Source organism: Methylotenera versatilis 7, assembly GCF_000799165.1.
Lineage (GTDB): Bacteria > Pseudomonadota > Gammaproteobacteria > Burkholderiales > Methylophilaceae > Methylotenera_A > Methylotenera_A versatilis_A.
This window is the reverse complement of sequence record NZ_JUGF01000002.1, coordinates 1,123,004-1,147,163: the sequence shown is the minus strand read 5'-3', so window position 1 is coordinate 1,147,163 and position 24,160 is coordinate 1,123,004. Positions and strand designations below refer to the sequence as shown.

Below are 24,160 nucleotides of genomic sequence, written 5' to 3'. Positions count from 1 at the left end.
TTTTATTGTCCTATGTCATTATTTGCAGGAATGTTCACCAAAATTGGCTTTCCATATGTTTGCGTGCATGGACTATCCTTACCTGTATTTCCATAACAACTATGCACTGTAGGTGATTCACCAAACATGTTGATCCACTCTTTGATTAGACTACTTCCTTCTGAAACTTCCCCATAGGTGGCTTGATTATCGCCAATTAACCTTCCCACAAAGTCAGCCATATGATTTTGTAACTGTATTGTTGTTTGGTTGCCCCCACTTAAAGTGTTAAGTGTATTAGCCGCCTCTTGTGTAGAGTAAGCCGGCCCCACAAATTTTATACTGGTGTTACTAAGCGGATCTTCTAGCCCTATAGTTTTGAGCACCTCCAAAGCATTTCCAATTGTCATTGCACCGCGGCTGTGACCTATCAAGTTAAGTCCGTCCTGCCCATAGATTTGAGATAGATTTACAATTTCTTGCGTAGCATTAGTAATCCCCAATGCGGTGCTTTCTAGATTCTTTTGATATGCTGCTATAAGCAATTCAGAAAAGAAATTGTTCGCATCGGGGAAATACACCAGATAAACCTTTTCCCCTACTGGAGCTTCAGCCATTTGAACGGAATAGTTACCAGCAGCAGCTTCATCATTAAAGATACCATTGGTGAACACATTCAGTTTTTTGTCCTCACCATTTGCTTTCAAGTTGAGTTTCTCTGTTTCATCCAATTCATGCATGATAGGTTTACCCTCGCTATCAAGTATTATCTTGCCTTCATCATCCCTTGCAACTTCAAACATTCTCGCTTTTGTCAGAAACATCTTTTTAAAAGACTCATCCGTAAATGTCGAGAGAGTTGTAATAAGTAATAATCTATCAGCCTGTTCCTGCTGCGCTTCCTGCTGCAAAACCTCCATATTCGGCTTTGCCAGCACACGATTGGTATCCGTTGTATCCCGGTTCAATGCAGCGATGGATTCCTCAGCATTTTTACCGGTGAGTTCTTGCTGTGCGGATTCATTAGTAATGGTGATGTCGGCAGGGGCAATAGCGCTTAGGGTAGTGCTGCTGTCTTTGATATCTGCTTCACCATGATTCTGTAGATTACTGGCAAGACCTTTAGCCGCAGCATATTTACTGGTGAGCATGTCGCTACTGAGTGTAGTACCGCTACTGCTGGCCTCGACATCCATGTGATTCTGGATGTTGCTAACCGTCAGGGAGCCTGTTGTCAGGCGGTTTTTGTCTGCATCAGCAGTGCTGTCGATCACTGCTCCCTTCAGGTCGGTGTTGCCAGTTACGTTGATATCAAAGCCTTCTTCACCCGCCTTGATACCGCTTTGCTGATAAACACTGGCGTAGTTGCTGTTGCTCTTTTGTTTGCTCTGGCTGATGCTGCCGCCAACTGTACCTGCGCCAATCGGTACACTGATGCTGATACCCGTGTTGCTTTGTTTGGCCTTACTGGTCGCCGTATCTTGCAGGCTTTCGATATTAAGGTCGCCTCTGATATCTGCAATCACTTGTTTGCCGCGAGCATTGGCGCCAATCAGGTTGATGTCGTTGCCGGAATTCAAGGCAAGCGTTTCCCCGGCAGAAACCTGCGTGTTGTTGTAAGTCACACTATCGCTATTGGCGTTTCCTTTGCCACGGCTGGCATCAAGGCCTACACTGAAACCCGCACCCTCGCTGGTAATACCTACAGATAACCCGATACTGGTACTACTGGATTTGTTTTTACTACGATTGTTTTCCGTATCGGCACTGGCGATCAGGTTGATATTCCGGGTAGCATCGAGTGTGACGTTTTTATCCGCAGCAATCTGACTACCTGTAACGGTTAGATCATCCTGGGTTGCTTTGATAATGACATCGCCACCGGCCTTGACCAGGCTGCCTTGGTGGGTAGTGAGACTGGAGCTGCTTGAGCTTTCACTTTTGCTGCTACCGATGCTAATACTCAACTTGACACCTGCGGCAGCGGCAGCATCCTGCATATTGCCCGCCTTCATGGCATCAATGGTTGCTCCGCCTTGTTCCATGAGTGTTGCACTATTGGCATAGGCTTGCAGTGCGTTCAGCGCTTTGTTACGGTTGCTTTCGCTTTGCAAAGTAGCCTGCACCGTTCCTGCAACATTCTGTGCAAGATTAAGCGCGTTACTTTGAATAGAAAGAGTTAAACCACTCTGCTTGAACTTGGTTTCTTGCGTGTTGATGTTGCTATTCTGCGCAGCATTGATATCCACCGACTGTGCCGTGATGCTGATATCGCCCTGCGGTGCCAATACATCGCTGCCGGTCTGGGTGTAAGCCTTGCCTGCCTCGATGGTAACATCTCCGGCAACACTTCCCACTGTGCTGGCGGTGTGGCTGGTGCTGTCGCCAGTCTGTTTGGTGTTGAGTTGCTGTGTGCCCAGGCTGATGCTGGCACCGCTGGCACTTAGGCCGCTCTTTTTGGTTTTACGCTCATGGAACTCATAAGCGGTATCTTCCGCAACCGCAATGTCGATATTGTGGCCTGCTTGCAGGGCGGTGCCGCTGTCACTGACGACATGGCTGCCGGAGATGCCGATGTCGTTACCTGCCTGCAAGCTCACGGCATCACCACTGAAGCTGCTGGAGATGCTGTTATCCGCACGGAAGGTATCGCGCCGCTCTTTGGTTGTGCTGTTGAAGGTACCACTCTTTTTAACCTTGCGGGCGGTATCAAAGTTGCTGGTTTCGCGGCCGGCTTCGATGGTGATGTCATTGGTAGCAATGACAGCAATGGCACCGGATTCACTGTTGACGCTGGCGGCCCTGGCGTTGAAGTTGTTACCTGCGTAAAAGGTGATGTCGCCGGTTGTCTCAATGACGCTGCCGATTTCCTGCGTGCCACCGTGTTTCACAAAGTTCTTGGTATTGCGGATGCTGCTGTTCTGCTCGGCAATGGTGACTGTGCCCAGGTTGATATCCTGGCCAGCGTTGATGACGGTCTGGCTGCCTGCACCACTGTTCTGGATAGCGGCGGCCATCAGGTGGATGTCGTTACCAGCATTGGCGAGGAGGATAGCGTCTGGGTTACTGACATACAGGCCTGCGACCCGATCGAGATTGGTGCGGCTAAAGCTACTGGTACCTTGACTATTGCTGCTGCTTTGCGTGGTGCTGGCAAGGGTGATGTCGTTACCAGCGTTGAGTATCAAGGCATCTTTGGCGACGATTTGGCCGCCGATATTGTTGATGTCGTTGGCGGCAGTTAATAGTGTTGTATCTGCGGCTATCTGCCCGCCCATGTTATGAATATTGTCTGCATTGAGTGCGAGGAAAGTACGACTGGCAATCGTCCCCTGATTGGTGGCATCGCCAGACAGGTTCATGGTGACACTATTGCCAGCCATGATGCCGGTGCTGGGGTGTAAATCTCCTGCTTGTAATTGCACATACACCTGCGGCACCAGCGCCTGGGTCACCGTGCCATCCGGCAAGGTGACGGTCTGCTCGACCAGCCAGACGATATCTGAGGTAAGCTGGGCGACCTGCGCGGCAGTGAGGGCAACACCAGGAATCAATTGCAGTGCATTGGCCTGTGTGACGGCAGATGCCATCAAGGCCTGATATTGCGCCTCATCGCTGGCGTAGCCCGTTAAGAAACGTTGACCGGTGAGTTGCGCAATCTGTTCGCGTATCAGTCGTTGCTCGTAAAAACCATCGCCCAGCCGTTTCTGCGTCATAGTTGGGTCTAATGAGAGTTGCTGCAACATGTAATCAGAGCTCAACCAGGTGCGGTAATTGGCAAAACGCGGGTTGGTCTCGATCAGGTAAGTAGCATCGACATCGGGATTAGCCTGAAACAGACTGCCAGTTACAATCGGAACGGCTGCCGAAGCAACGCTAGTACCGCTGCCAGTGGGTGCAGAGTTGCTTTCCAGAAGGCTGGTGGAAAGGTTGTAGGTGACAACGGTATTGGGCGGGTTGTAGGCGCCGATATAGTCCACATCGTAATCATTATCGTTGCCGTCCCAGTCGTAATAATAGGCACTGCCGCTATAGCTGGTAATGGCCTGCCCTTCCGAGTTCAGATTCTGTACATTCGCGCCACTGATGTCCAGATTGCCGCCGGCGATGATCTGGCTATCGCTATTCAGTACCGAACCGTTAATCTGCATATCACCACCAGAGAGTATTTGGCCAGGCGTTGAGGAAAGCACCTGAGTATCATAGGAGGTTATTGTACCAAAGTAGCGGGTGTACTCCCTGAAGGAATAAGGACCTGCTGTTCGCCATTCTACATTGACATTGCCAATGTGAGCGCCTGGATAATCTGCGCTATCCAAAATGACCCCTGTATCTCTCGGCGTGAAGCGATCGAAACTGCCTGTTCCGGTGACGACCAACTGGGTGGTCAAATTGGCATTGAGGTTTTGCAGGTCGGTTACGGCAAGGGTTGCGTCACCCAGAGCTTCAATGGTTGAACCGTCATTAATAAGTGAACCCGCTAAACCAGTTGCTTCGCCATTACTATCAAGACTGCAGCCAATAGCTAAACCACCCGCGCTGAACAGCAGGCCATTGGCGCGGTTCTCAATGTTGGCGGCGCCAATATCCAGTCGGTCCCTTGCCGCGATAACAGCGCCCGCATTATTGTTGAGATGCGCGACCTGAATGGCGAGATGGTCGCCAAAGATGCTGCCGGTTTCGGTATTGGTCAGCGTGTCTGCGTTGATGAAGGTGTCCACGCCATCAATCAGGCCGCGATTGGTGAGTGTGTCTGCGACATGGATTTCCGTTGCATCACCGACTATCTCGCCTGAGGCCGTGTTTTCGATATTTTGCACACTTAGTCTGAGTAATTGACTGGCCAGAATAGTCGATTGATTAGTGATATCGCCCGTGGTTTGCAGATTGAGATTACCGCCTGCCTGCAGTTCTCCGGTATGGGTGTAATCTGAAGTCAATTGAATAGCGATATTTCCATCTGCGGCAATGCTGCCAGGGCTTTCCAATGCTACCGTATTGAGTTGGATATCGGTTTTTGCAGTGATGCTACCAGTATTTTGCAGCAGGCCATCGGCAGAAACGCTGATTTCACCGACGCCAGCGCCCATAATTCCCGCGTTACGCACACCAAGCCCAGCTTCAGTCCCGATCATATGAATCTTGCCCGCATACATACCGCCCAGCGCTGCTACATCTAATGCATAGCCCGGTACGGGATTTGCGACTGTATTGATAGGTGTAATCGGTACAACACTGCTGATATCACCAGCACTAGCAACATTGACCTGATTTGTGCCAGTAATAACGTTGAGATGATTAGCAAAAACGCCTGCATTCACGTTAACTGCACGCGCAATAATATCGGTGTAATTTGATTGGCTGGCATCTAAACCCGTGCCTAGAAAGTTAATTATCCCGCCCGTAACGCGATAGCCAATTAAGTCGCCCCCATTAATAACAGGCGTACCTGTAGTTAATGTACTGCGACTTGCATTGATAAAGCCACAACCATCACATGAAATGCCCGCAGGGTTAGCGATTACAACTTGGGCACGGCTGCCAGCAACCTCTATATATCCATTAAGCAAACTTGGGTTTTGCGAATTGACCTCATTCAGGATGATTCGCGCAGTGCCTGCTGCTAAATAAGGATTGCCCTGCACAAAACCACCTAGCTGCGTTTGGACGTTGATGCGGCTATTATTTAAAATCGCACCATTAGTATTTACATCAAACTGGCTATAAGTATTGCGAGAAACTCCTGCTGCACTAGGTGTCTGTATATTCACCAGCGGGATGCCATTAGGTGCACTGACAATGACAGGCCTGTGATTTGCTGATGCAGCCTGGTCTGCGATGATATCAGCACGCGCATTATGTATGCTGAGCGTGTTAGGCACGATACCGACCATACCCAGTGATAGCATCACGGAAAAAATCAGCGGTCGAACAGTCGCCGTATGTTGAGCATCGCGCGATTTTGCTACATCTATGCTCTTCCCAACAGACCCTGTGCCGCATGCCGAAGAATGGGACTTAACATGCTCGCCAACTGCCATCATGAGACCGCGAGCATGGTTAAAAACAATACGAAATTGGTTTTTATTCATTTTTATTGTCAATCTTATTATTAGTTTTTAATATCAATCGGCAAAAACCGTCAGCGATGTGACAAATCTGCGCAGTTAATTGCTTAACAGCAAGCCAAGAATCTGATTTTCAGACTCTAATAAATATGCTAAGTGATTGATTATTTATTACTTTCATGTGTGATCAATCTTTGTCGATTCACACATGAAGTTTATAAGCAATATTTATACCCTAATATCGTTAACTTAATTATAAAATATTGTAAAGAGATAATAGCTTGGTGGAAAATATTAGCGGATATTTTAATAGGCGTAATTAAAATTAAAGCCTGCGGCAATATCGTGCGTTTCAAAGCCTTTTGGCTTATTGATAGGCTTAGCCAAAAACAAGTCATAGCTCAATCCACTCAATAGCTTTAAACCAGTAGACTGGCCACTTCCCCGCAATCCAAGTACGGTGCCGGCTAAATACTTACCAATCAGATTTTTAGAGGATTGGCCACCCACTTCTCCATAATCTAGCCCCCAATAAACTGCCTGACCAGACTGTGCAATCGGAGCAATCAACTCATTACGGATAAGCCATCCATTGTCGGCAATCAGTGTTTGTTCACCATCAAATCCACGTACAGTAAAACGATTACCGATACTGAAACGGTCTTGAGGTGTTAGCGGCGTATAGTTAGTTTGACCGCGCAGCGATGCGCTGTACTGAAGCGATTGCTGACCCCAGGGTGTACTGACATGAAAAGGTACCGCGAGATTTAAATCGCCAAGCAATAGCTTCATGCGTGATGTGCCCTCACCAAAGCTTTGTTCGGGCGCTTGGAGTGCATCATCAGCGCCAGTGCCGCGTCGATATGCAAGATTATAATCAAGCACTGCCTGGCCAATATACCAACTTTGATTAACACCAAACTCCCAGCCTGCAGTACGACGGCGTTGAACTTCAATTTCCGTATCATCAATGTAGTTATTCGACTTACGTAAAAAACCTTTTAGAGAGGCAAACGTTTTATTGATGCTATTGCGATAAAGCAATCGACTGACTTTAATCTCAGCGTTTTGTGAGCGCCCACTAAAGACATAGGTTTGATTGATGGCAGCAACCGTTTGATAAAAGTCGTTGGTGGAAGTTGTTGCGCTTAATAACCAATTGTCGTAAGGCACTGAATAGTGTGCGGTATAACCATCGTTGCCTCGCTTACCGGTATTGCCAGCACCTAGATCATGGTTGTAGTTCACATAGACTAAATCATTGAGTGACAGTAGATTATCACCCGACAGTGTAAGACCACCTTGATATTTACCAGTAGTTTTTGAGCCGCTATCATCTAGATTGAGTGAGATGCGCACGGGAAAACGTTGTTGATAGCGCACAACCAAATCACTCAAACCAGGTGCATTATCTTCAGTACTCGCTGGTTCAATCTGAATATCAGCTTCAGCAGTAGGCACACGTTTGAAATTTTCCAAGCCTTGCTCAATATCACGTAAATTAAGTAAATCACCCTTGCTGCCTGGTAACGCACTCCAAGTGCTGACACGTTTACTGGAATCTGGTGTGAATCGAATTGCATGGATACGTCCAGGAATAATCGTTAACTGCAAAACACCCGCCTTTAAATCTTGAGGCGCCGCTAATACTCGCGTAGTGACATAACCTTTAGCAATAATGGCATTCTGCACGCGCACCATGACAGCATTAATGCCAACCGCACCCAGACAGCGGCCTAAAATTGACTTATCGTCTAATACCTTATTTAAGGCGAACCTGAATTGATCGGCTGAATCACCTACCAATTCAACTTGATTAATAATGAAACAAGGTGCCTCATTATCTGGAATAACATCTGTCACAATAGGCGCTGAGTCTTTGAATTGCTCACCAGCATCACGCACGTCAGGTTTTAACTCTTGTTGTTGGCGAAGTAAACGCTGCCGCTCCTGTTGTCGTATTTGCTCCTGGGTGTTGGTGTCTATCTGATTGATATCAGCCGCAATTGCACTGATTGGTAAAATCACAAAAAGAAGCGTAAAAAGCGCAAGCCTATTGATTATTTTCATTTGTATTATTCTTAGTTAATTAGACGACTTTATTATTTGCCACAAAATAATACATCAGTCTTTTTGAGTCTTGCAATTTACAAGCAATAAACTTATCAAGTTACCTACTAAATACCTTTAGCTTTAGCTATATAAGCCACGCTTATACCAATAGACAATACCAATATAAATCATGAAGTTACTGGCATGCTACACTTTATATTAATCAAGCCAAACAACTAGAATAGCTTTTTACCAAGCACACAGGAGCATAAAAACATGAGATTAGAAACACTCTCCATCCATGCAGGCTATAGCCCAGAATCGACTACCAAGGCGGTGGCAGTGCCGATTTACCAAACTACGTCATATGCGTTTGACAATACACAGCATGGCGCGGATTTATTCGACCTTAAGATACAAGGCAATATCTACACGCGTATTATGAACCCCACCACGGCGGTGCTAGAAGAGCGCCTGACTCGATTAGAAGGAGGCATCGGCGCGCTGGCAGTGGCTTCTGGTATGGCAGCCACTACTTACGCCATTCAAACCATCGCCGAAGCTGGTGACAATATCATCTCTGTTTCAACCTTGTATGGCGGTACGTATAATCTGTTTGCACACACTTTGCCCAAGCAAGGCATAGAAGTGCGCTTTTTTGATTACCGCGACCCAGCGGCACTGGAAGCACTGATTGACGATAAAACCAAGTTGGTATTCGCTGAGTCTATAGGCAACCCGTTAGGTAACATCGTTGATATTCAGGCCATTAGTGACATCGCACACCGTCACGGCATTCCCGTCGTTGTCGATAATACGGTTGCCACGCCTATATTACATAGGCCGTTTGAGCATGGTGCGGATATTGTTGTGCACTCGTTGACCAAGTACATAGGTGGACACGGCAATTCGATAGGTGGCATTATCATTGATAGCGGAAAATTCCCATGGGGCGAGCATAAGCAACGTTTTCCCAGCCTGAATACACCTGACCCTAGTTACCATGGCGTGAATTACGTGGAAGTTCTGGGTGCAGCGGCCTACATTGCACGCGCTCGCGTTGTGCCGCTACGTAATACTGGCGCGGCGCTCAGCCCATTCAATACTTTTCTTATTCTACAAGGGCTGGAAACTTTAGCCCTACGCATGGAGCGGCATTGCGATAACGCACTAAAAGTGGCCGAGTATCTGCGCCAGCATGCCAAGGTCCAATGGGTCAAATATGCAGGTTTGAGTGATCATCCCGAACATGCGTTGGTACATCGCTATCTGAGCGGGAAAGCCTCTGGCATCCTCTCATTTGGAGTTAAGGGCGGTAAGGAAGGTGGCGCACGCTTTATTGACGCACTACAGCTAATTACTCGACTGGTTAATATCGGTGACGCAAAAAGCTTGGCATGTCACCCAGCGACCACTACGCACCGCCAGCTTAACCCAGCCGAATTACTGAAAGCTGGCGTTAGTGAAGATATGGTACGCATTTCAGTGGGAATAGAACATGTGGATGACATCATCGCTGATATAGAACAAGCATTAGCGAAAGCGTAAAGCAAACAACTAACATAGACAGTTTATTAAATTCTCATGGTTAATTCATAGTTAACCATTTGATAGCTATTAAAAACTGTCTATATCCTCCAATAATGATCAACCAATAATGCAGCAAAAATTAAGGTTAAGTACAGGATAGAATATTTAAACGTACTTTTCGCTAAATCATCAGAGTATTTTCGATACAAACCAATGACATACCACAGAAAAACTGCATTTAATAAGATCGCAGAAACCAAGTAAATCAGACCACTCATACCTAAGCCATAAGGCATGATAGACACTACAACTAAAATAATGGTGTATAGCAAAATGTGTAACAGCGTAAATGCCTCGCCATGCGTAACAGGCAGCATCGGCATGCCTACTTTTGCATACTCTTCACGACGATATAAAGCCAAAGCCCAGAAGTGCGGTGGCGTCCATGCAAAAATGATTAAAAACATGACCAGTGATTCTGGCGAAACCGCATTATTAACGGCAGCCCAGCCCAATATTGGCGGCATTGCGCCTGACGCGCCACCGATCACAATATTCATCGGGGTCGCTGGTTTTAAGAATATGGTATAGATAACGGCATAACCCACAAATGTAGCGAATGTCAGCCACATTGTTAAGGGATTAACAAATAGATACAGAATTAATAAACCTGTACCGCCTAAAAGTGTGGCAAAAACCATTGTTTCTGTATGAGAAACTTGGCCAGTTGGCAGTGGTCTGCCACGTGTACGCGCCATCACCGCATCAATCTTATGCTCAATTAAGCAGTTAAAAGCCGCCGCCGCACCTGACGCAAAAGCGATACCAACCGTTGTCGCCAGTAATAGCGGCCATGGCACCATACCAAGTGTTGCCAGGAACATACCAATAATCGCGGTAAACACAATCAACATCGTTACGCGTGGCTTACACAATGCGAAGAAGTTTTTAAAACTTGCCACAAAAGTTTGTAGAGTGCTGGCTGTATTGATATTCGATTTTTGACTCAATTAATACTCACTTTATTTCATTTTATATGGTGCAGTTTTTAGTTGCTGTCAGTAGCTATTGATTGATTTTTCTACCAGTAATTTTTGAATTAAAAATAACCAAAATAATGACCAATAAAGCAGCACCCAAATTATGACCTACTGCTAACACCAAAGGTAAATGCAAAACTAAATTAGCAATGCCAAGGCCGATTTGTGTAAATAGCACAGCAATTAATAAGATGCTAAGGTTTTTTAATTGCGCGTATTTTAAACTATTTAAGGCTAAAAACCCCAAGTAAATCAAAGTTATAATGGCGCCTATGCGATGCGTCCACTGAATTGCGGTAATCGATGCCAAGCTTAAATTGCCGCCATCTGCGCTCTGTCCTAATTCGCGGATTAAATGAAATGCATCTTTAAAATCCATTTCAGGCATCCATGCGCCATGACAAGTCGGAAAATCGGTACAGGCTAATGCAGCGTAATTGGTACTTGTCCAGCCACCTAAAAATATCTGTATAAACAATACCAGCAAGCCGAAACGAATGAACCAACGAGATGCTTGAGATTGTTTTATTGTATTCGCATATAGCGTATTGGAATACTGTCCCCAATGCCGATGCGCTATCCACGTCAACAAACCCAAAGTTGTCATACCACCCAATAAATGCGCACTGACAATCGCGGGCTTGAGCAACATTGTCACTGTCCACATGCCTAATGCGGCCTGAAATACAATAATGACAAGTAACAAAGACGTCAGCCATGGCGATACTTTAATCTGCGGATTAGCTTGCTTGGCATTTTTCCAAGCCAATACAAATAATGCTAATACAACCAATCCTAGCGTGCCAGCTAAATACCGATGCAGCATTTCCTTCCAGGCTTTACCTGTTTCAATCACGCTGTGTGGGTAGTTAGTTTGCGCTTTCTGAATCGCCGCTTCGCTTTGCGGTACGGTCAACGTGCCATAGCATCCCGGCCAATCAGGGCAGCCTAAGCCTGCATCTGTTAAACGCACATAAGCGCCTAAGACCACCACACACAACGCCATAATGGCACCTAACATTGCAATGCGTTTAAACCACATCTAGGCCGCCCAAGAGTATTTTAAAAGTCGCGCTAGATCTTTGCGAATATCCGCAGGATCAGCGCTTGCTGGATAACTCATCATCACATGGCCTAATGGATCAACAAAATACAGTCGATTTGATTCCAGTGCATTTTCACCCTTTAAATTAAATTGCGCACTTAATGTTTTAACATCTGCCGCAGGCTGATTAATCACCGTTAAATCAGGGAAGTCTTTTTTAATTTTGCTCAAATCTTGCACGTTGGTAATCAGCACACGCTGTGTACGCGGAATATCTTTATACAGCGACACATGAATTTGACGCATATCCCTTAACTTCGTCATACAAGCGGTTTCACATGTATCTGTCACATAAACCATGTTCCACTTTTCAAGCCAAAACTGATGACTATCCTTGCCATTGCTATCTTGCAAGGTTGCAGTTGTCTGTATTAATTTAGGTGGTGTAACCAACTCGCCACGGCTTTGACCTGCTGGCTTAAAGTTAAATTTAAACATCAACACAACAGCGACAATCGGCACCACAAAAAAAGTGAGCATCATGAGAAAAATCGCGCGTCCTTTTCGTTGATCTTTGCTGTTAATGTTATCGAATTGCTCTGTTTGCATAATGAAGATTTACCTTAAGATTCAGGGGTATTTTTTACTGTATGGATGTTAACCGGTAATTAGGTTTTTTTACGTTTGCTAATACTTAAATATAAATAGATCATGAACGTTGCAAACGCAAAACCAAACCATTGGTAGGCGTAACCCAGATGCGTCACAATCCGCTCTTGTGACATCTCCCAATTTCGAACAAAGCCACCCGCAGCACTCTTGTGATCTAATTTAATTATAATTGGCAGAATTTTAATCGGTACATTTTTAACATATTTCTGCATGTCCAAATTCTGCCATACTGGTTGCCATGTTTTACTATCAGCTTCAATTTGTGCTTTATCTTCTAAAGTAAATATCTTTTGACTAGGAATCCAGGCCATTCCTTGTATATCCAAAATGCCTGTTGGCGTTTCAAAAGTGGGTAAATCTGCACGATCTTTCTCACCTTGAACCCAGCCGCGATTCACTAGGACATACTCATCTGTACCAACTATTTTTAATGGTGTAACGACGTGATAACCAACTAAACTGTTTTCCACTTTATTATCGATTAGGATTTGATACTGAGTTTTATATTCACCCTGCACCTGTATTTTTTTAAACTCTAGAATGCTGCTATTGGATAAGTAGTCTTTTAAATCAGGCGTTTTATTTTTATTCGATGCCTCAAAACTCGCTTGAATTTTTAGCTTTAATTGTGCCTTTTCATACTGCCAAAAACCCAGTTTAATAAAAAGCGGAATACAAATAATGGTGAGTAAAGTGCTCAATAGGGAAGCTTTAAACTGAACGTTCAAAAAACTAAATTGCATTTATACTAGGCCAGTCGCATAATTATCAGATAACTTCATTTGGACAAATCAATGCTTATAAAAATTGCAGTCGTTTTGGTACTAATAGTCATTTTAGGTAGCTTATTTTCAGCACTGTTCTTTTTGAATAAAGACAAGTCTGGTAGCGAGCGTACGGTTAAAGCACTTACAGTACGTATTGGTCTTTCGATTGTTTTATTTATTGGCTTGCTCATTGCAGGCTATTTCGGGTTAATCGGCCATTCCCTGTAATTTCTAATCAAATAAAAAAGGGCGATGCAATAAATGCCTCGCCCTTTTTTATAGCCTACTTACAGCCAGTATACAAATATAAACAAACCTAACCAAACCACATCCACAAAGTGCCAATACCAAGCCACTCCTTCAAAACCAAAATGATGCTCTGGTGTGAAATGACCTTTCATGCAGCGGATCAAAATCACGATTAGCATAATAGTGCCAAGCGTCACGTGGAAGCCGTGGAAACCAGTTAACATAAAGAAAGTTGCACCATAAGCACCCGTGCCTAAAGTTAAACCTAACTCCGTATACGCATGATGATATTCCAGACCTTGGCAAACCAAGAAAGCAACACCCAATAACACCGTTGCCAACATACCTAAAACAAGCTGCGTACGTTTATTTTTGATTAATGCCCAATGTGCCCAGGTAATGGTAGCACCAGAAGTTAACAATAAAGCCGTGTTAATAGCAGGTAATCCCCAAGGACCCATGGCTGTGAATTTTGGGGCTACGTATTCAGTACCCAGCACCACGCCACCGGGACCTGCTGAAGGCCATGTACTCAAAAAATCTTTATATGGTGTGATATCTACATCGAAACCCGCTAAATCGGGCACAGATATCATCCGCATATAAAACAGTGCTCCAAAAAATGCAGCGAAGAAAGCAATTTCAGAACAGATAAATACGATCATACCGACGCGAAAGGACTTATCTTCCCAAGCCTTGTATTTCCCAGTCAAATTTTCCGTAATAATAGTGCCCATCCATTTAAATGTCATCGCAATGACAACGGCAGCGCCTAGATACATCATCCACTGGCCGAATGCTAAATGATTCACACTGAATACGAAGCCTGAAATGAGCGATAGCAGGCCTAGCGACAGGATAGACGGATAGACGCTACCATGTGGAACGAAATATTGATTTTCTGAATGAGTTGCCATCGTTTACTCCCAAGCACTTAAAATTTTAATCACTTTAAATTATAACTTTGTAACGCTTTATTGGCGATACAAGCCCCCTGATTTTTAACCATAAAACTAATATAAAACTAAGTATTATTTTTTTGCTGCTTCAAAAAATGAATATGATAAAGTCATTTCACTTACATCTTTTGGTATTGCTGGATCAATAAAAAAGCGTAAAGGCATTATTTTAGTCTCGCCAGGTTTTAAGCTTTGATTCACAAAACAAAAACATTCAATTTTTTTTAAATACACAGAAGCAACGCCTGGTGTAACACTCGGTATTGCCTGTCCCGTAACAATCTGGCTTGTAATATTTTTTGCTTCAAATAGCACTGTTTCAATTTGGCCTGGATGCAAAGTAATGCTGGTTTGCTTTGGATAAAAATTCCAGCCCAAGCCTGGCATGACTGCCGCAGTAAACTGTACCGTGACGCTTCTGGACTCATCTACTTTAGCCTTATTTAAGGTCGCCGCATTATTATCCGTCTTACCATTCAGGCCAGTAATACTGCATAAAACATCATATAAAGGCACTAAAGCAAATGCAAACAATAAAGAACCAGCTGCCACCCATATCATTTTAATGGCTAATTTACTATTGGCTTTATCTTGTTCAGCTTTCGTTTTCCGTCTGACATCATTAGAGTCAGACTTAGGATCTATTACAGGTTCCATATCGTAAACATCGACAATACATACCAAACAACTGCTATCACGCCAAATATCAGGGCAATCCTTTTATTTCTGCTACGCCTTGCCAGCTCTTTATCTTCCATTTAGTTAACTATTCCAATTCATTAAGTTCTCTATTGAATAGAAAAGCCCAAGCTAACTTGGGCTTTCAATTACACATTACTTAACAATAGGCTGCTCAGTAAAGCTATGATATGGAGGTGGTGATGAAAGAGTCCACTCCAAACCTTCTGCGCCTTCCCATACTTTATCAGTTGCCTTTTTGCCGCCTTTTACGCATTTGATAATCACATAGACAAATAACAATTGTGACAAACCTAGCGCAAATGCTGAGATTGAAGAAATCATATTGAATTCAGCAAACTGCAATGCATAGTCTGGAATGCGTCGTGGCATACCAGCCAAACCGACAAAGAATTGTGGAATAAATGTCAGATTGAATGAGATTGCTGTTAACCAGAAATGCCATTTACCCAGTTTTTCATCGTACATGTTACCGGTCATTTTTGGTAACCAGTAGTACACGCCAGCCATAATACCCATGATACCGCCAGCAAATAATGTGTAGTGGAAATGAGCAACCACGAAATAGCTGTTGTGATATTGCGCATCAGCCGCAACGTCAGCTAAGACTAGACCAGTCAAACCACCGATACCGAATAAGATAATCCAGCCCACAGCAAACAACATCGGCGTTTCAAATGTCATTGAGCCTTTCCACATGGTTTTAATCCAGCAGAAAAACAGCACAGCTAACGGGAGTGAAATTGCCATCGTGCTATACATAAAGTAAAGCAAGGCTGGAACCGGCATACCTGCAGTAAAGAAGTGATGCGCCCAAACAACTACAGCTAGCGCACCAATTGCCCATAATGAATAAACTTGTGCCTTGTAACCGTACATTGGTTTGCGTGAAAACGTTTGTAAAATTTGTGGAATGAAACCCCATACTGGCAGTAACAAAATATACACTTCTGGATGACCAAAGAACCAGAATAAATGTTGGAACATAATCGGATCACCACCGCCAGCCGCATTAAAGAAGTGCGTACCGAAATGACGATCTGTTAACAGCATAGTAACTGCGCCTGCCAAAACAGGAATTGTAGCAATCAACAAGAAAGCAGTAATTAACCAACCCCATGCGAACATTGGCATTTTCATCAGCGTCATACCAGGTGCACGCATGTTAAACAGTGTTACGATAATGTTGATTGAACCTAAAACTGAAGATATACCCAACAAGTGAATCGCGAAAATCGCAAAGTCTACACCGATACCACCTTGAATTGACAACGGCGGATAGAATGTCCAGCCGGTTGCTAATGCACCATCGCCTATACCAAATAGAGCTAGCGTGAATGGAAGCGTTAATAAAATTGCTGAAGGCGGCAACAGCCAAAACCCCCAGTTATTAAGACGCGGTAGAGCCATATCTGGCGCACCAATTTGCAATGGAAGCATCCAGTTTGCAAAACCCGTTGCTGCTGGCATTAACGCTGCGAAGATCATAATCAACGCATGTACACCAATTAATTGGTTAAAAAAATCCGGGTTCATTAACTGCAAACCCGGTTTAAACAACTCAGCTCGAATGCCCAAAATCATTGAACCGCCGACTAGAAACATCACTAAAGAAAAAGTCAGGTACATGGTACCGATATCTTTATGATTGGTCGTTGTCAACCAACGCATGATACCTGTTGGGTGATCATGATGCTCTTCGTGATTTGCTACTGTTGTGGTACTCATAGCGCTCTCCTGATTACTTTTATTTAAACAAAAATAAATTACAAATTAATCATTCAATATATTAATGGCAATATATTGAATTTAAATTATTGTCGTGCCGCTTGAACTTGTGCTGGCTGAATAATGGGATCCACGCTTGCAGAGTTACCCAGTGCTTGACGCTCATAGGTGATGACAGCAGCAATTTCCGTGTCGTTTAATGTGGATTTCCAGGCTGGCATTACGCCCTTACCATTGAGCAGACGATCCAGATGACCATCTTTTAAATATTTGCCATCGGCGCCAAATACAGGGCCAAGGGCTATCTTACTACCAGTCATTGCCGGGAATGCTGGCGGCAGTCCCGCACCATTTACCTGGTGACATACTGCACAGTTTTTCTCGTAGACCGCTTTACCTTGTGCAACTAAATCCTCTTTAGTCATTTCTTTAATTTCGCCAGCTTTAGCAATTTCTGCTTTTTTAGCAGCCACCCACACTTTATACTCATCCATTGGCACAGCATCTACCACGACTGGCATATAGCCGTGACCTTTACCGCAGAGCTCTTTACATTGCCCACGGTAAGTACCAGCCTTGTCTACTTGCACCCATGTTTCACGAATAAAGCCTGGCACCGCCACACGTGACGAACCGAATTGTGGCACCCACCAGTTATGCAATACATCTGATGCTGTCATCAAAATTCGGACCTTCTCACCGACAGGCAGCACTAAATGATTATCAACTTCCAGCAAATAGTTTTCGCCTTTGTCAGCCGCATTGTGCTGCTGATCAGCAGTTGTCGTTAAGTTACTCACAAATTTGATGCCCTGCGCATCGCCATCCAAGTATTCATACTGCCAACGCCATTGCGAGCCAGTTACCTTTATCACCATCGTCGCTTTATCGCGTGTATCTTCCATCATCACCACGCTGTGATAAGCGGGAATACCCATAATGACAAAGTCGATAAGTAGCAGAATAACAAACGGAACCAAAACCCAGAAAATCTCTATCACTGTAGAAGGGGCTTTATCTGCAACAGGTTTATAACCTTTACTTTTGCGATGTGAAAAAATTGAGTAAATCATGATTGCTAACACAACGACAAATATAACCATTGTAATTAGCATGAATTTATTGTGCACATGTAATGTGTCTAAAGCCATTGGTGTAACTGGCTCGGGGAAATTCCAACTATAATCAGCAAAGGCGTTGAGCGATGTAAGCATTGCTGCTAAACCTAACCCAATTTTTTTCAAAACTTGCATAAACCGCTCCAAGACGAATTAATAAATAAACTAATTAATACTTTTTAATTTTTGTTTGAGCTCGTGCGCCAATGCCACTCGTTGCTCATCGTTTATAAAATGCTTACCAAACTCAACCTCTTTACCGTGAGAACCAATAAATAGTCCACTTTTACTAACAACACCTTTGCCACGACCGATATTGCGCACATGCACTTGCATCCAATATCGTTGAAACTCTGTGACGCTTGTTTCTCTAAAACTTCTTTTTTCTATAATCACCCTATCACCATCTATAGCGATACTTTCAAAGTCGCTAGAGTGCAGATAAACATAATAAAAAGCGTACGCAAAAGCCGCCAATTCCAGTCCAGCAAATGGCAGCACCAACCAGGCTCCTACATGCGCAAACCCAAGCGCAACTACAAAGGCGACAATCGCCAACACCACCATCAGTTTTAAGCTATTTTCTGGTGAAAGCGAATTATTAGGTCTTGCAATAATCTTACAATCCATTATTGATAACATTATTATTTCGGAGATTTGATTTCTCAACCTTAGAAAATACTGCTCAATCAACGACCGTTACATCTTGTTACAAGTTAAGAGATTAACATACTTCATGTATAAAATTTAAGTGAAAACTCAATTAACTCACTTAAATTTGGTGCCGGGAGGGGGAATCGAACCCCCACGTTGTCACCAACGCGGGATTTTGAGTCCCGTGCGTCTACCAATTCCGCCATCCCGGCATGAGGTATAATGTCAACTTCATTATTATAACAAGTTTTTCGGCAATGCGAACCCAAGATTTTGACTTTTATTTACCCGACACACTGATTGCACAACACCCTTCAAGCAAACGTAATGCTAGCAAGTTACTTTATTTAAATAGTCAATTCAAGCAGTTAAGTGACGAATTATTCATAAATCTCCCCAACTTTTTATCCGCTGGCGACTTATTGGTTTTTAATGATACGCGTGTGATTAAAGCGCGGCTGTTCGGCATAAAAGATACTGGTGGACAAGTAGAGGTCTTAGTTGAACGTGTACTAGATAACCATCATGTGTTGGCGCATGTGCGTGCATCACGTGCGCCAAAAGCTGGCAATACACTCAGGCTAGCCGATGCATTCGACGCCAAAGTGATTGGTCGTGAGGATGATTTATTTCAACTGCAATTCATCGGCAACATTAGTGCACTGGATTTATTAGAGCGTTATGGCGCATTGCCGTTACCGCCTTATATTACGCATAGCGCTAATGCGGAAGATGACGAACGTTATCAAACCGTTTACGCTAAACATGCAGGAGCAGTAGCCGCGCCGACGGCGGGCTTGCATTTTGACGAGCCTATGCTGAATACACTCAAAGCAAAAGGCATCGGCATTGCTTACGTTACCTTGCATGTTGGCGCCGGCACATTTCAACCGGTGCGTGTAGATGAAATTAAAGACCACAAAATGCATAGTGAGATCTATCATATCTCGGCTGAAACAGTAGCCGCAATCGATGCAACGAAATTGGCGGGGGGCAATGTGATTGCAGTAGGTACAACCAGCCTGCGTGCGCTAGAAAGTGCCGCATTGAATGGAAGCATAAAAGCAGGCTCCGCAGAAACCGCTATTTTTATCACACCAGGTTTCCAGTTTAAAATCGTTGACAAACTGTTAACCAATTTTCACCTGCCGAAAAGCACCTTACTTATGTTAGTGTCTGCTTTTGCAGGGTTTGAGCAGATTAAACAGGCTTATGCGCATGCAATTGAAAAGCAATATCGGTTTTTTAGTTATGGTGATGCAATGTTAATTGAGAAATCCGAGTTAGCTCAAAAACTAGGCCAATGAAAAAACCAATCAAAATTATCAAGTTGAACTAGTCGATCAACATAAACACTAAAACTTGCATTTTGTTCTTACAGGTTTTTTGTATTTATTATCACTAGTTTTTATTAGCGCATTCAGTCAAGAAAGTTATTTTATTTATGTCTTTATTCCAGCAGCCTATCACTAAGTCGCTTTTAATCAGTTCATTTATCTTGCCCAGCCTTATATCAAGTAGCGCACTCATGGCAGAAGTGCTGCCAGAAGCCACTGTCGTGATCAAAATCCCGCTGGCAAATAAGCCCACTACGCGTCCGATGACAGTGGCTTATGTGCCAGAATTAAAGCATTATTACATCGCAGATGGCGGCTTAGCACCGATGGCATCTGAATTTGAAGCGGCGGTGTCAAAATCGCAAATTCATGCCTACGATAACACGGGTAAATACGTCAACTCAGCCACACCCGGCTACGACAATCGCTCTATTTACTACAACCCAAACACAGACAAACTAGAAACCATTACTTACAATGTATCCAGTGATGTGGGTTTTGCACCGAATACAGGCATTTTCGCCATTCACTTATCCGAAACCGGTGAAGTCAAAAACACTTCCGATGAACTGTATCAATTCAATCCAGCATTTGGCGATGCAGGCACCATGCCCAGCTTTGATGCTGAGAATAATCGTTATTTTGCAAAGCAGGAACGCGGCAATAAAGTGTTTATTGTTGATCCTAAAAAACGCGAGAAAATTGGCGAAATTGCATTAGATTTTATCAAGGCAGGCGTTTTGCATGACGACATTAGCGACCATTATGTGGCGTATACCGGTGTAAAAGGTGAGGAGTTAGTATTGCTGGATATTGACCATAAGGCCGCGCTGGTGTTTGATTTAACCGGAAAATTCATTGCAAAAAGCGAGCTGCCAAAAGACCTTAAGTTACGCGCACAAAATCATTTTAATGGCCTGGGTTACACCAATGACTTGTTATTTGTCTATCACGAAAACGAAGGTGAGTTTGGAACCTACTATGGCTTTAAAGTCGTTAAATAACTGGGTTCCAGTATAGAACGAAGCATAAAAAAACCGCATACAAGATGCGGTTTTTTTGTAACAAATAGATTGATTCAGTTCTATTTGTAGCTTAACTTTTCTGCACTTTATTTACCAAGAGCTCCAGCCAATTTGCCAGAAGCCGCACCGAATAAAGCACCCAATACAACAGAGATAATGACTAATAGCACAGGGTTAGTCAGGTCCGTCGCCGTTGCATTACCTGCCGTACCTGCTGTTAATGCTAAACCAGCAGTTGCAGCATAGCCGTAAACATTAGCTGGCACCACAGAAAGCAAATTGCAGCCGGCAACAATCACTAGAAAAAACACAGTTACTGCAATAATAACGGGAGCAGCCAATACGCCTAAAGCACCTAGCAAACCAGAACTCACCAAATATAAAGCGATGCCAGCGATTACCGCACCGTAACTCATGCCTGCAATGGTTTTTTGTAACGCTGCTGCATCACCCCCTGTATGGAAATAGCAACCCCATGCAATAAAACCAACCCATACCAACGCTATACTTGCCAACGGATTCAATGCTAAATACGCCCAAACTCCACCTAAAATCGCGATACTCACTGCCAATGCTGTTAACTTCGACATACTTTTCTCCCTAAATTAAAAGGTAAAAACTCTTTATAAAAATAATGTTTTCGAGTATTACAGCCAATTAACTTAAGTGACCATACGACAATTTAATAGCGACAACATGACAATGCCTTTGATCGGCTTCAAACTAATTGGCTAGGCGTAGTCTAGACTTATTTTTGTCATATTGACAAGTTTTTTTATGAATCGCAGCGAGCAACTGCTAGATTTTGATGGAATTTTATAAACAATTAAATACGCCAACAAGCACTTTAAAACTGACTTACTAGAGCTTATTCAGCGGATATTGCCATTGCTTTTTCCAGGCACCGACAACTAGATTCGGATATTGCGGTTTACCCAAACTACCATTGTAACGACCGAGTGCACGATACAAGTCGCCACGCTCTATATCTAAATAATGGCGCAAAATAGTACAGCCATAACGCAAATTAAGCCGCAAATGAAATAAGTTATGCTCTGGGTTACCGATACTTTTCACCCAAAAAGGCATCACTTGCATATAGCCGCGTGCGCCCACACTAGATACCGCATATTTTTTAAAGCCGCTTTCCACTTGAATCAAGCCCATCACCAATTGCGGGTCTAGCCCTGCGCGCGTTGCCTCATAATGCACCGACCTTAAAAAATCTTCACGGTATGCTTGGTTTGGCATGCGCTTTTTCAGGCGTTGTGACATCTCAGCCATCCAAGCCTGACCTTCTTCCTGACTGGCAAATATCAGTTTGGGCGAGGCCAAGTCGCTAATCGATTTTTGCATCACCGCTTTAACCGAGTTAGAAAGTGGCTCTTCGCGCTGGTTACCTGCAAAACAAATTGACGTTAAGCCCAATAAATAAACACTCAACCAACTGGTCAGAAAAAGTTTTTTCAACATATTTAACTATTAAGCAAACCACTTAAATGATTAATCACATCTTGCAACGCGATATTCTGTGCTTCCACTTGGCTACGCGATTTGTACTCCACTTTACCTTCTGCCAAACCACGGTCACCAATCACAATGCGATGCGGAATACCCATTAAGTCGCTTTCCGCAAACATCACGCCCGGACGCTCACCACGGTCATCCAGCAGCACATCAAAGCCTGCCTTTTTGCAGTCTGCATATAGTTGATTCGCTGTATTTTTTACCAACTCACTTTTATCCAGTCCGATTGGACAAATCGCCAGCGCAAACGGCGCCATACTTAATGGAAAAATAATGCCCTTCTCGTCATTGCCCTGCTCAATCGCAGCGCCAACAATACGTGATACGCCAATGCCATAACAACCCATTTCCATTACCTGTGATTGACCATTTTCATCCAGATACGTTGCGTTCATGGCTTGTGCATATTTAGTACGCAGTTGGAAGATATGTCCGACTTCAATACCACGACATAAGCTTAATGTGCCCTTACCGTCAGGACTTGCATCGCCATCCACTACATTTCGAATATCCGCAACCAAACTAGGCTCAGCCAAATCGCGTCCAAAATTAATACCGCTTAAGTGATATTTAGGTTTATTCGCGCCGCAGACGAAATCGCTCATATTGACAACCGTTCTATCTGCAATGACAGTAACATTTTCGCCAACGTTTACTGGACCAATAAAGCCAGGCGGACAATTTAAATTGGCACGGATTTCTTCTTCAGTCGCGAATCTAAATTCGCCTAAAGCTTTACCCGCTTTTACTTCATTTAAATGATGGTCGCCGCGTAACAAAGCCAAATAAAACCGCTCAACTTCCGCCTCTTTTTTCACCATCAAAGCAATAGATTTAATTGTCTGCTGCACAGTAATATTCAATAAATTCGCCACATCCTCACAAGTGGTTTGTTTTGGCGTTTCTACTTGGGTTAGGTTTTGGCTGGCAGCCGTTCTAGCATTGCTTTCTGGTAATGCTTCCGCTAACTCCACATTTGCTGCGTAATCCGAACTCTCACAGTATGCCAACGCGTCTTCACCGCTATCAGCCAGCACATGAAACTCTTGCGAACCATCGCCGCCAATGGCGCCAGAATCGGCCTTTACCGCACGAAACTTTAAGCCTAGGCGCGTAAAAACATTGCTGTATGCCTGATGCATATCGGCATAAGTTCTGGTTAACGATTCAAAATTGGTATGAAATGAATACGCATCTTTCATCATAAATTCGCGCGCGCGCATCACGCCAAAACGCGGGCGGATCTCATCACGAAATTTAGTCTGAATCTGGTAAAAATTAAGCGGCAACTGCTTATAGCTACTGATTTCACGGCGTGCAATATCGGTAATCACCTCTTCATGCGTTGGCCCGAAACAAAAGTCTCTATCATGACGATCTTTGATTTTCAGCATCTGCGGTCCAAAAACGGCCCAGCGACCTGTTTCATCCCACAATTCTTTTGGCTGAACTGCAGGCATTAATAGCTCTAGCGCACCGGCTTTGTTCATTTCATCGCGTACAATATTTTCCACTTTACGCAACACGCGCAAACCTAATGGCATCCAGCTATATAAGCCGCTACCCAGCTTTTTAATCAAGCCGGCGCGCACCATTAACTTGTGCGAGATTAACTCAGCATCTGCTGGAGCTTCTTTTTGGGTGGCAATGAAAAATTGGGATGCGCGCATGGGAATGGTATGGAATAAAAATTGAAACCGAATTTTAACGT

The 24,160-nt window shown here is 43.9% G+C and carries 18 protein-coding genes and 1 tRNA gene; 4 read left to right on the top strand and 15 right to left on the bottom strand.

The window, feature by feature from the left end; all coding sequences use genetic code 11:
* Nucleotides 1-2 precede the first annotated feature (2 nt).
* Nucleotides 3-6,071, bottom strand: a complete 6,069-nt coding sequence (locus K370_RS09595) for a hemagglutinin repeat-containing protein (RefSeq protein WP_052185213.1) — start codon at nucleotides 6,069-6,071, stop codon at nucleotides 3-5.
* Between the two features lie 282 nt (nucleotides 6,072-6,353).
* Nucleotides 6,354-8,117: a ShlB/FhaC/HecB family hemolysin secretion/activation protein gene (locus tag K370_RS09590; protein ID WP_081977189.1), complete on the bottom strand. Its 1,764-nt coding sequence runs from the start codon at nucleotides 8,115-8,117 to the stop codon at nucleotides 6,354-6,356.
* Between the two features lie 258 nt (nucleotides 8,118-8,375).
* On the opposite strand from K370_RS09590, the gene K370_RS09585 reads away from it, so the two are divergent.
* Nucleotides 8,376-9,647 carry a bifunctional O-acetylhomoserine aminocarboxypropyltransferase/cysteine synthase gene (locus K370_RS09585; RefSeq protein ID WP_047541185.1) on the top strand — a complete coding sequence of 424 codons (1,272 nt, stop codon included), beginning with the start codon at nucleotides 8,376-8,378 and terminating at the stop codon, nucleotides 9,645-9,647.
* An 80-nt stretch (nucleotides 9,648-9,727) separates the two neighbouring features.
* On the opposite strand, the gene cyoE is transcribed toward K370_RS09585, so the two are convergent.
* From cyoE to K370_RS09565, 4 genes are read right to left on the bottom strand one after another with little or no spacing between them, the layout of a single operon-like run.
* Nucleotides 9,728-10,639 (bottom strand): heme o synthase, encoded by a 912-nt coding sequence (gene cyoE / locus K370_RS09580; protein ID WP_200883475.1) that lies wholly within the window; start codon nucleotides 10,637-10,639, stop codon nucleotides 9,728-9,730.
* A gap of 55 nt (nucleotides 10,640-10,694) precedes the next feature.
* A complete protein-coding gene (locus tag K370_RS09575) occupies nucleotides 10,695-11,711 on the bottom strand; it encodes a COX15/CtaA family protein (protein WP_047541184.1) in 1,017 nt (338 codons plus the stop codon).
* On the bottom strand, nucleotides 11,712-12,323 hold the full coding sequence (locus K370_RS09570; protein ID WP_047541183.1) for an SCO family protein: 612 nt from the start codon (nucleotides 12,321-12,323) through the stop codon (nucleotides 11,712-11,714).
* A gap of 59 nt (nucleotides 12,324-12,382) precedes the next feature.
* A complete protein-coding gene (locus tag K370_RS09565; protein ID WP_235272730.1) occupies nucleotides 12,383-13,087 on the bottom strand; it encodes an SURF1 family protein in 705 nt (234 codons plus the stop codon).
* A 93-nt stretch (nucleotides 13,088-13,180) separates the two neighbouring features.
* On the opposite strand from K370_RS09565, the gene K370_RS09560 reads away from it, so the two are divergent.
* Entirely contained in the window at nucleotides 13,181-13,381 is a 201-nt protein-coding gene (locus tag K370_RS09560; protein WP_047541181.1) for a twin transmembrane helix small protein, read from the top strand.
* Nucleotides 13,382-13,440: 59 nt separating this feature from the next.
* Here the strand turns inward: K370_RS09560 and K370_RS09555 are convergent, their stop codons facing one another.
* The 6 genes from K370_RS09555 to K370_RS09530 all read right to left on the bottom strand — a co-directional run bounded on the left by K370_RS09555 (nucleotide 13,441) and on the right by K370_RS09530 (nucleotide 18,772).
* Entirely contained in the window at nucleotides 13,441-14,319 is an 879-nt protein-coding gene (locus tag K370_RS09555) for a cytochrome c oxidase subunit 3 (protein WP_047541179.1), read from the bottom strand.
* Between the two features lie 114 nt (nucleotides 14,320-14,433).
* Nucleotides 14,434-15,018 (bottom strand): cytochrome c oxidase assembly protein, encoded by a 585-nt coding sequence (locus tag K370_RS09550; RefSeq protein WP_047541178.1) that lies wholly within the window; start codon nucleotides 15,016-15,018, stop codon nucleotides 14,434-14,436.
* 177 nt (nucleotides 15,019-15,195) lie between these two features.
* Entirely contained in the window at nucleotides 15,196-16,788 is a 1,593-nt protein-coding gene (ctaD, locus tag K370_RS09545; protein WP_047541176.1) for a cytochrome c oxidase subunit I, read from the bottom strand.
* An 86-nt stretch (nucleotides 16,789-16,874) separates the two neighbouring features.
* On the bottom strand, nucleotides 16,875-18,041 hold the full coding sequence (gene coxB, locus K370_RS09540; protein WP_047541174.1) for a cytochrome c oxidase subunit II: 1,167 nt from the start codon (nucleotides 18,039-18,041) through the stop codon (nucleotides 16,875-16,877).
* 30 nt (nucleotides 18,042-18,071) lie between these two features.
* Nucleotides 18,072-18,536 carry a DUF2244 domain-containing protein gene (locus tag K370_RS09535; RefSeq protein ID WP_235272729.1) on the bottom strand — a complete coding sequence of 155 codons (465 nt, stop codon included), beginning with the start codon at nucleotides 18,534-18,536 and terminating at the stop codon, nucleotides 18,072-18,074.
* Between the two features lie 149 nt (nucleotides 18,537-18,685).
* Nucleotides 18,686-18,772: transfer RNA gene (locus K370_RS09530), tRNA-Leu, on the bottom strand.
* Between the two features lie 45 nt (nucleotides 18,773-18,817).
* Here K370_RS09530 and queA point away from each other — a divergent pair.
* Nucleotides 18,818-19,867: a tRNA preQ1(34) S-adenosylmethionine ribosyltransferase-isomerase QueA gene (gene queA / locus K370_RS09525; RefSeq protein WP_047541878.1), complete on the top strand. Its 1,050-nt coding sequence runs from the start codon at nucleotides 18,818-18,820 to the stop codon at nucleotides 19,865-19,867.
* A 221-nt stretch (nucleotides 19,868-20,088) separates the two neighbouring features.
* A complete protein-coding gene (locus K370_RS09520) occupies nucleotides 20,089-20,901 on the top strand; it encodes a hypothetical protein (RefSeq protein WP_327036983.1) in 813 nt (270 codons plus the stop codon).
* A gap of 107 nt (nucleotides 20,902-21,008) precedes the next feature.
* On the opposite strand, the gene K370_RS09515 is transcribed toward K370_RS09520, so the two are convergent.
* The 3 genes from K370_RS09515 to K370_RS09505 form a co-directional block, all read right to left on the bottom strand.
* Nucleotides 21,009-21,512: a DUF1097 domain-containing protein gene (locus K370_RS09515; protein WP_047541170.1), complete on the bottom strand. Its 504-nt coding sequence runs from the start codon at nucleotides 21,510-21,512 to the stop codon at nucleotides 21,009-21,011.
* A 271-nt stretch (nucleotides 21,513-21,783) separates the two neighbouring features.
* On the bottom strand, nucleotides 21,784-22,395 hold the full coding sequence (locus tag K370_RS09510) for a lytic transglycosylase domain-containing protein (protein ID WP_047541168.1): 612 nt from the start codon (nucleotides 22,393-22,395) through the stop codon (nucleotides 21,784-21,786).
* Between the two features lie 2 nt (nucleotides 22,396-22,397).
* Nucleotides 22,398-24,119, bottom strand: a complete 1,722-nt coding sequence (locus K370_RS09505; protein WP_047541167.1) for a proline--tRNA ligase — start codon at nucleotides 24,117-24,119, stop codon at nucleotides 22,398-22,400.
* Between the last annotated feature and the right edge of the window lie 41 nt (nucleotides 24,120-24,160).

What these genes read in the sequence shown, in the direction of transcription:
- K370_RS09595 (WP_052185213.1), bottom strand. Translation starts at nt 6,071, where the DNA reads ATGAATAAAAACCAATTTCGTATTGTTTTTAACCATGCTCGCGGTCTC.
- K370_RS09590 (WP_081977189.1), bottom strand. Translation starts at nt 8,117, where the DNA reads ATGAAAATAATCAATAGGCTTGCGCTTTTTACGCTTCTTTTTGTGATT.
- K370_RS09585 (WP_047541185.1), top strand. Translation starts at nt 8,376, where the DNA reads ATGAGATTAGAAACACTCTCCATCCATGCAGGCTATAGCCCAGAATCG.
- K370_RS09575 (WP_047541184.1), bottom strand. Translation starts at nt 11,711, where the DNA reads ATGTGGTTTAAACGCATTGCAATGTTAGGTGCCATTATGGCGTTGTGT.
- K370_RS09570 (WP_047541183.1), bottom strand. Translation starts at nt 12,323, where the DNA reads ATGCAAACAGAGCAATTCGATAACATTAACAGCAAAGATCAACGAAAA.
- K370_RS09560 (WP_047541181.1), top strand. Translation starts at nt 13,181, where the DNA reads ATGCTTATAAAAATTGCAGTCGTTTTGGTACTAATAGTCATTTTAGGT.
- K370_RS09555 (WP_047541179.1), bottom strand. Translation starts at nt 14,319, where the DNA reads ATGGCAACTCATTCAGAAAATCAATATTTCGTTCCACATGGTAGCGTC.
- K370_RS09550 (WP_047541178.1), bottom strand. Translation starts at nt 15,018, where the DNA reads ATGGAACCTGTAATAGATCCTAAGTCTGACTCTAATGATGTCAGACGG.
- ctaD (WP_047541176.1), bottom strand. Translation starts at nt 16,788, where the DNA reads ATGAGTACCACAACAGTAGCAAATCACGAAGAGCATCATGATCACCCA.
- coxB (WP_047541174.1), bottom strand. Translation starts at nt 18,041, where the DNA reads ATGCAAGTTTTGAAAAAAATTGGGTTAGGTTTAGCAGCAATGCTTACA.
- K370_RS09535 (WP_235272729.1), bottom strand. Translation starts at nt 18,536, where the DNA reads ATGGATTGTAAGATTATTGCAAGACCTAATAATTCGCTTTCACCAGAA.
- queA (WP_047541878.1), top strand. Translation starts at nt 18,818, where the DNA reads ATGCGAACCCAAGATTTTGACTTTTATTTACCCGACACACTGATTGCA.
- K370_RS09520 (WP_327036983.1), top strand. Translation starts at nt 20,089, where the DNA reads ATGGCAGAAGTGCTGCCAGAAGCCACTGTCGTGATCAAAATCCCGCTG.
- K370_RS09515 (WP_047541170.1), bottom strand. Translation starts at nt 21,512, where the DNA reads ATGTCGAAGTTAACAGCATTGGCAGTGAGTATCGCGATTTTAGGTGGA.
- K370_RS09510 (WP_047541168.1), bottom strand. Translation starts at nt 22,395, where the DNA reads ATGTTGAAAAAACTTTTTCTGACCAGTTGGTTGAGTGTTTATTTATTG.
- K370_RS09505 (WP_047541167.1), bottom strand. Translation starts at nt 24,119, where the DNA reads ATGCGCGCATCCCAATTTTTCATTGCCACCCAAAAAGAAGCTCCAGCA.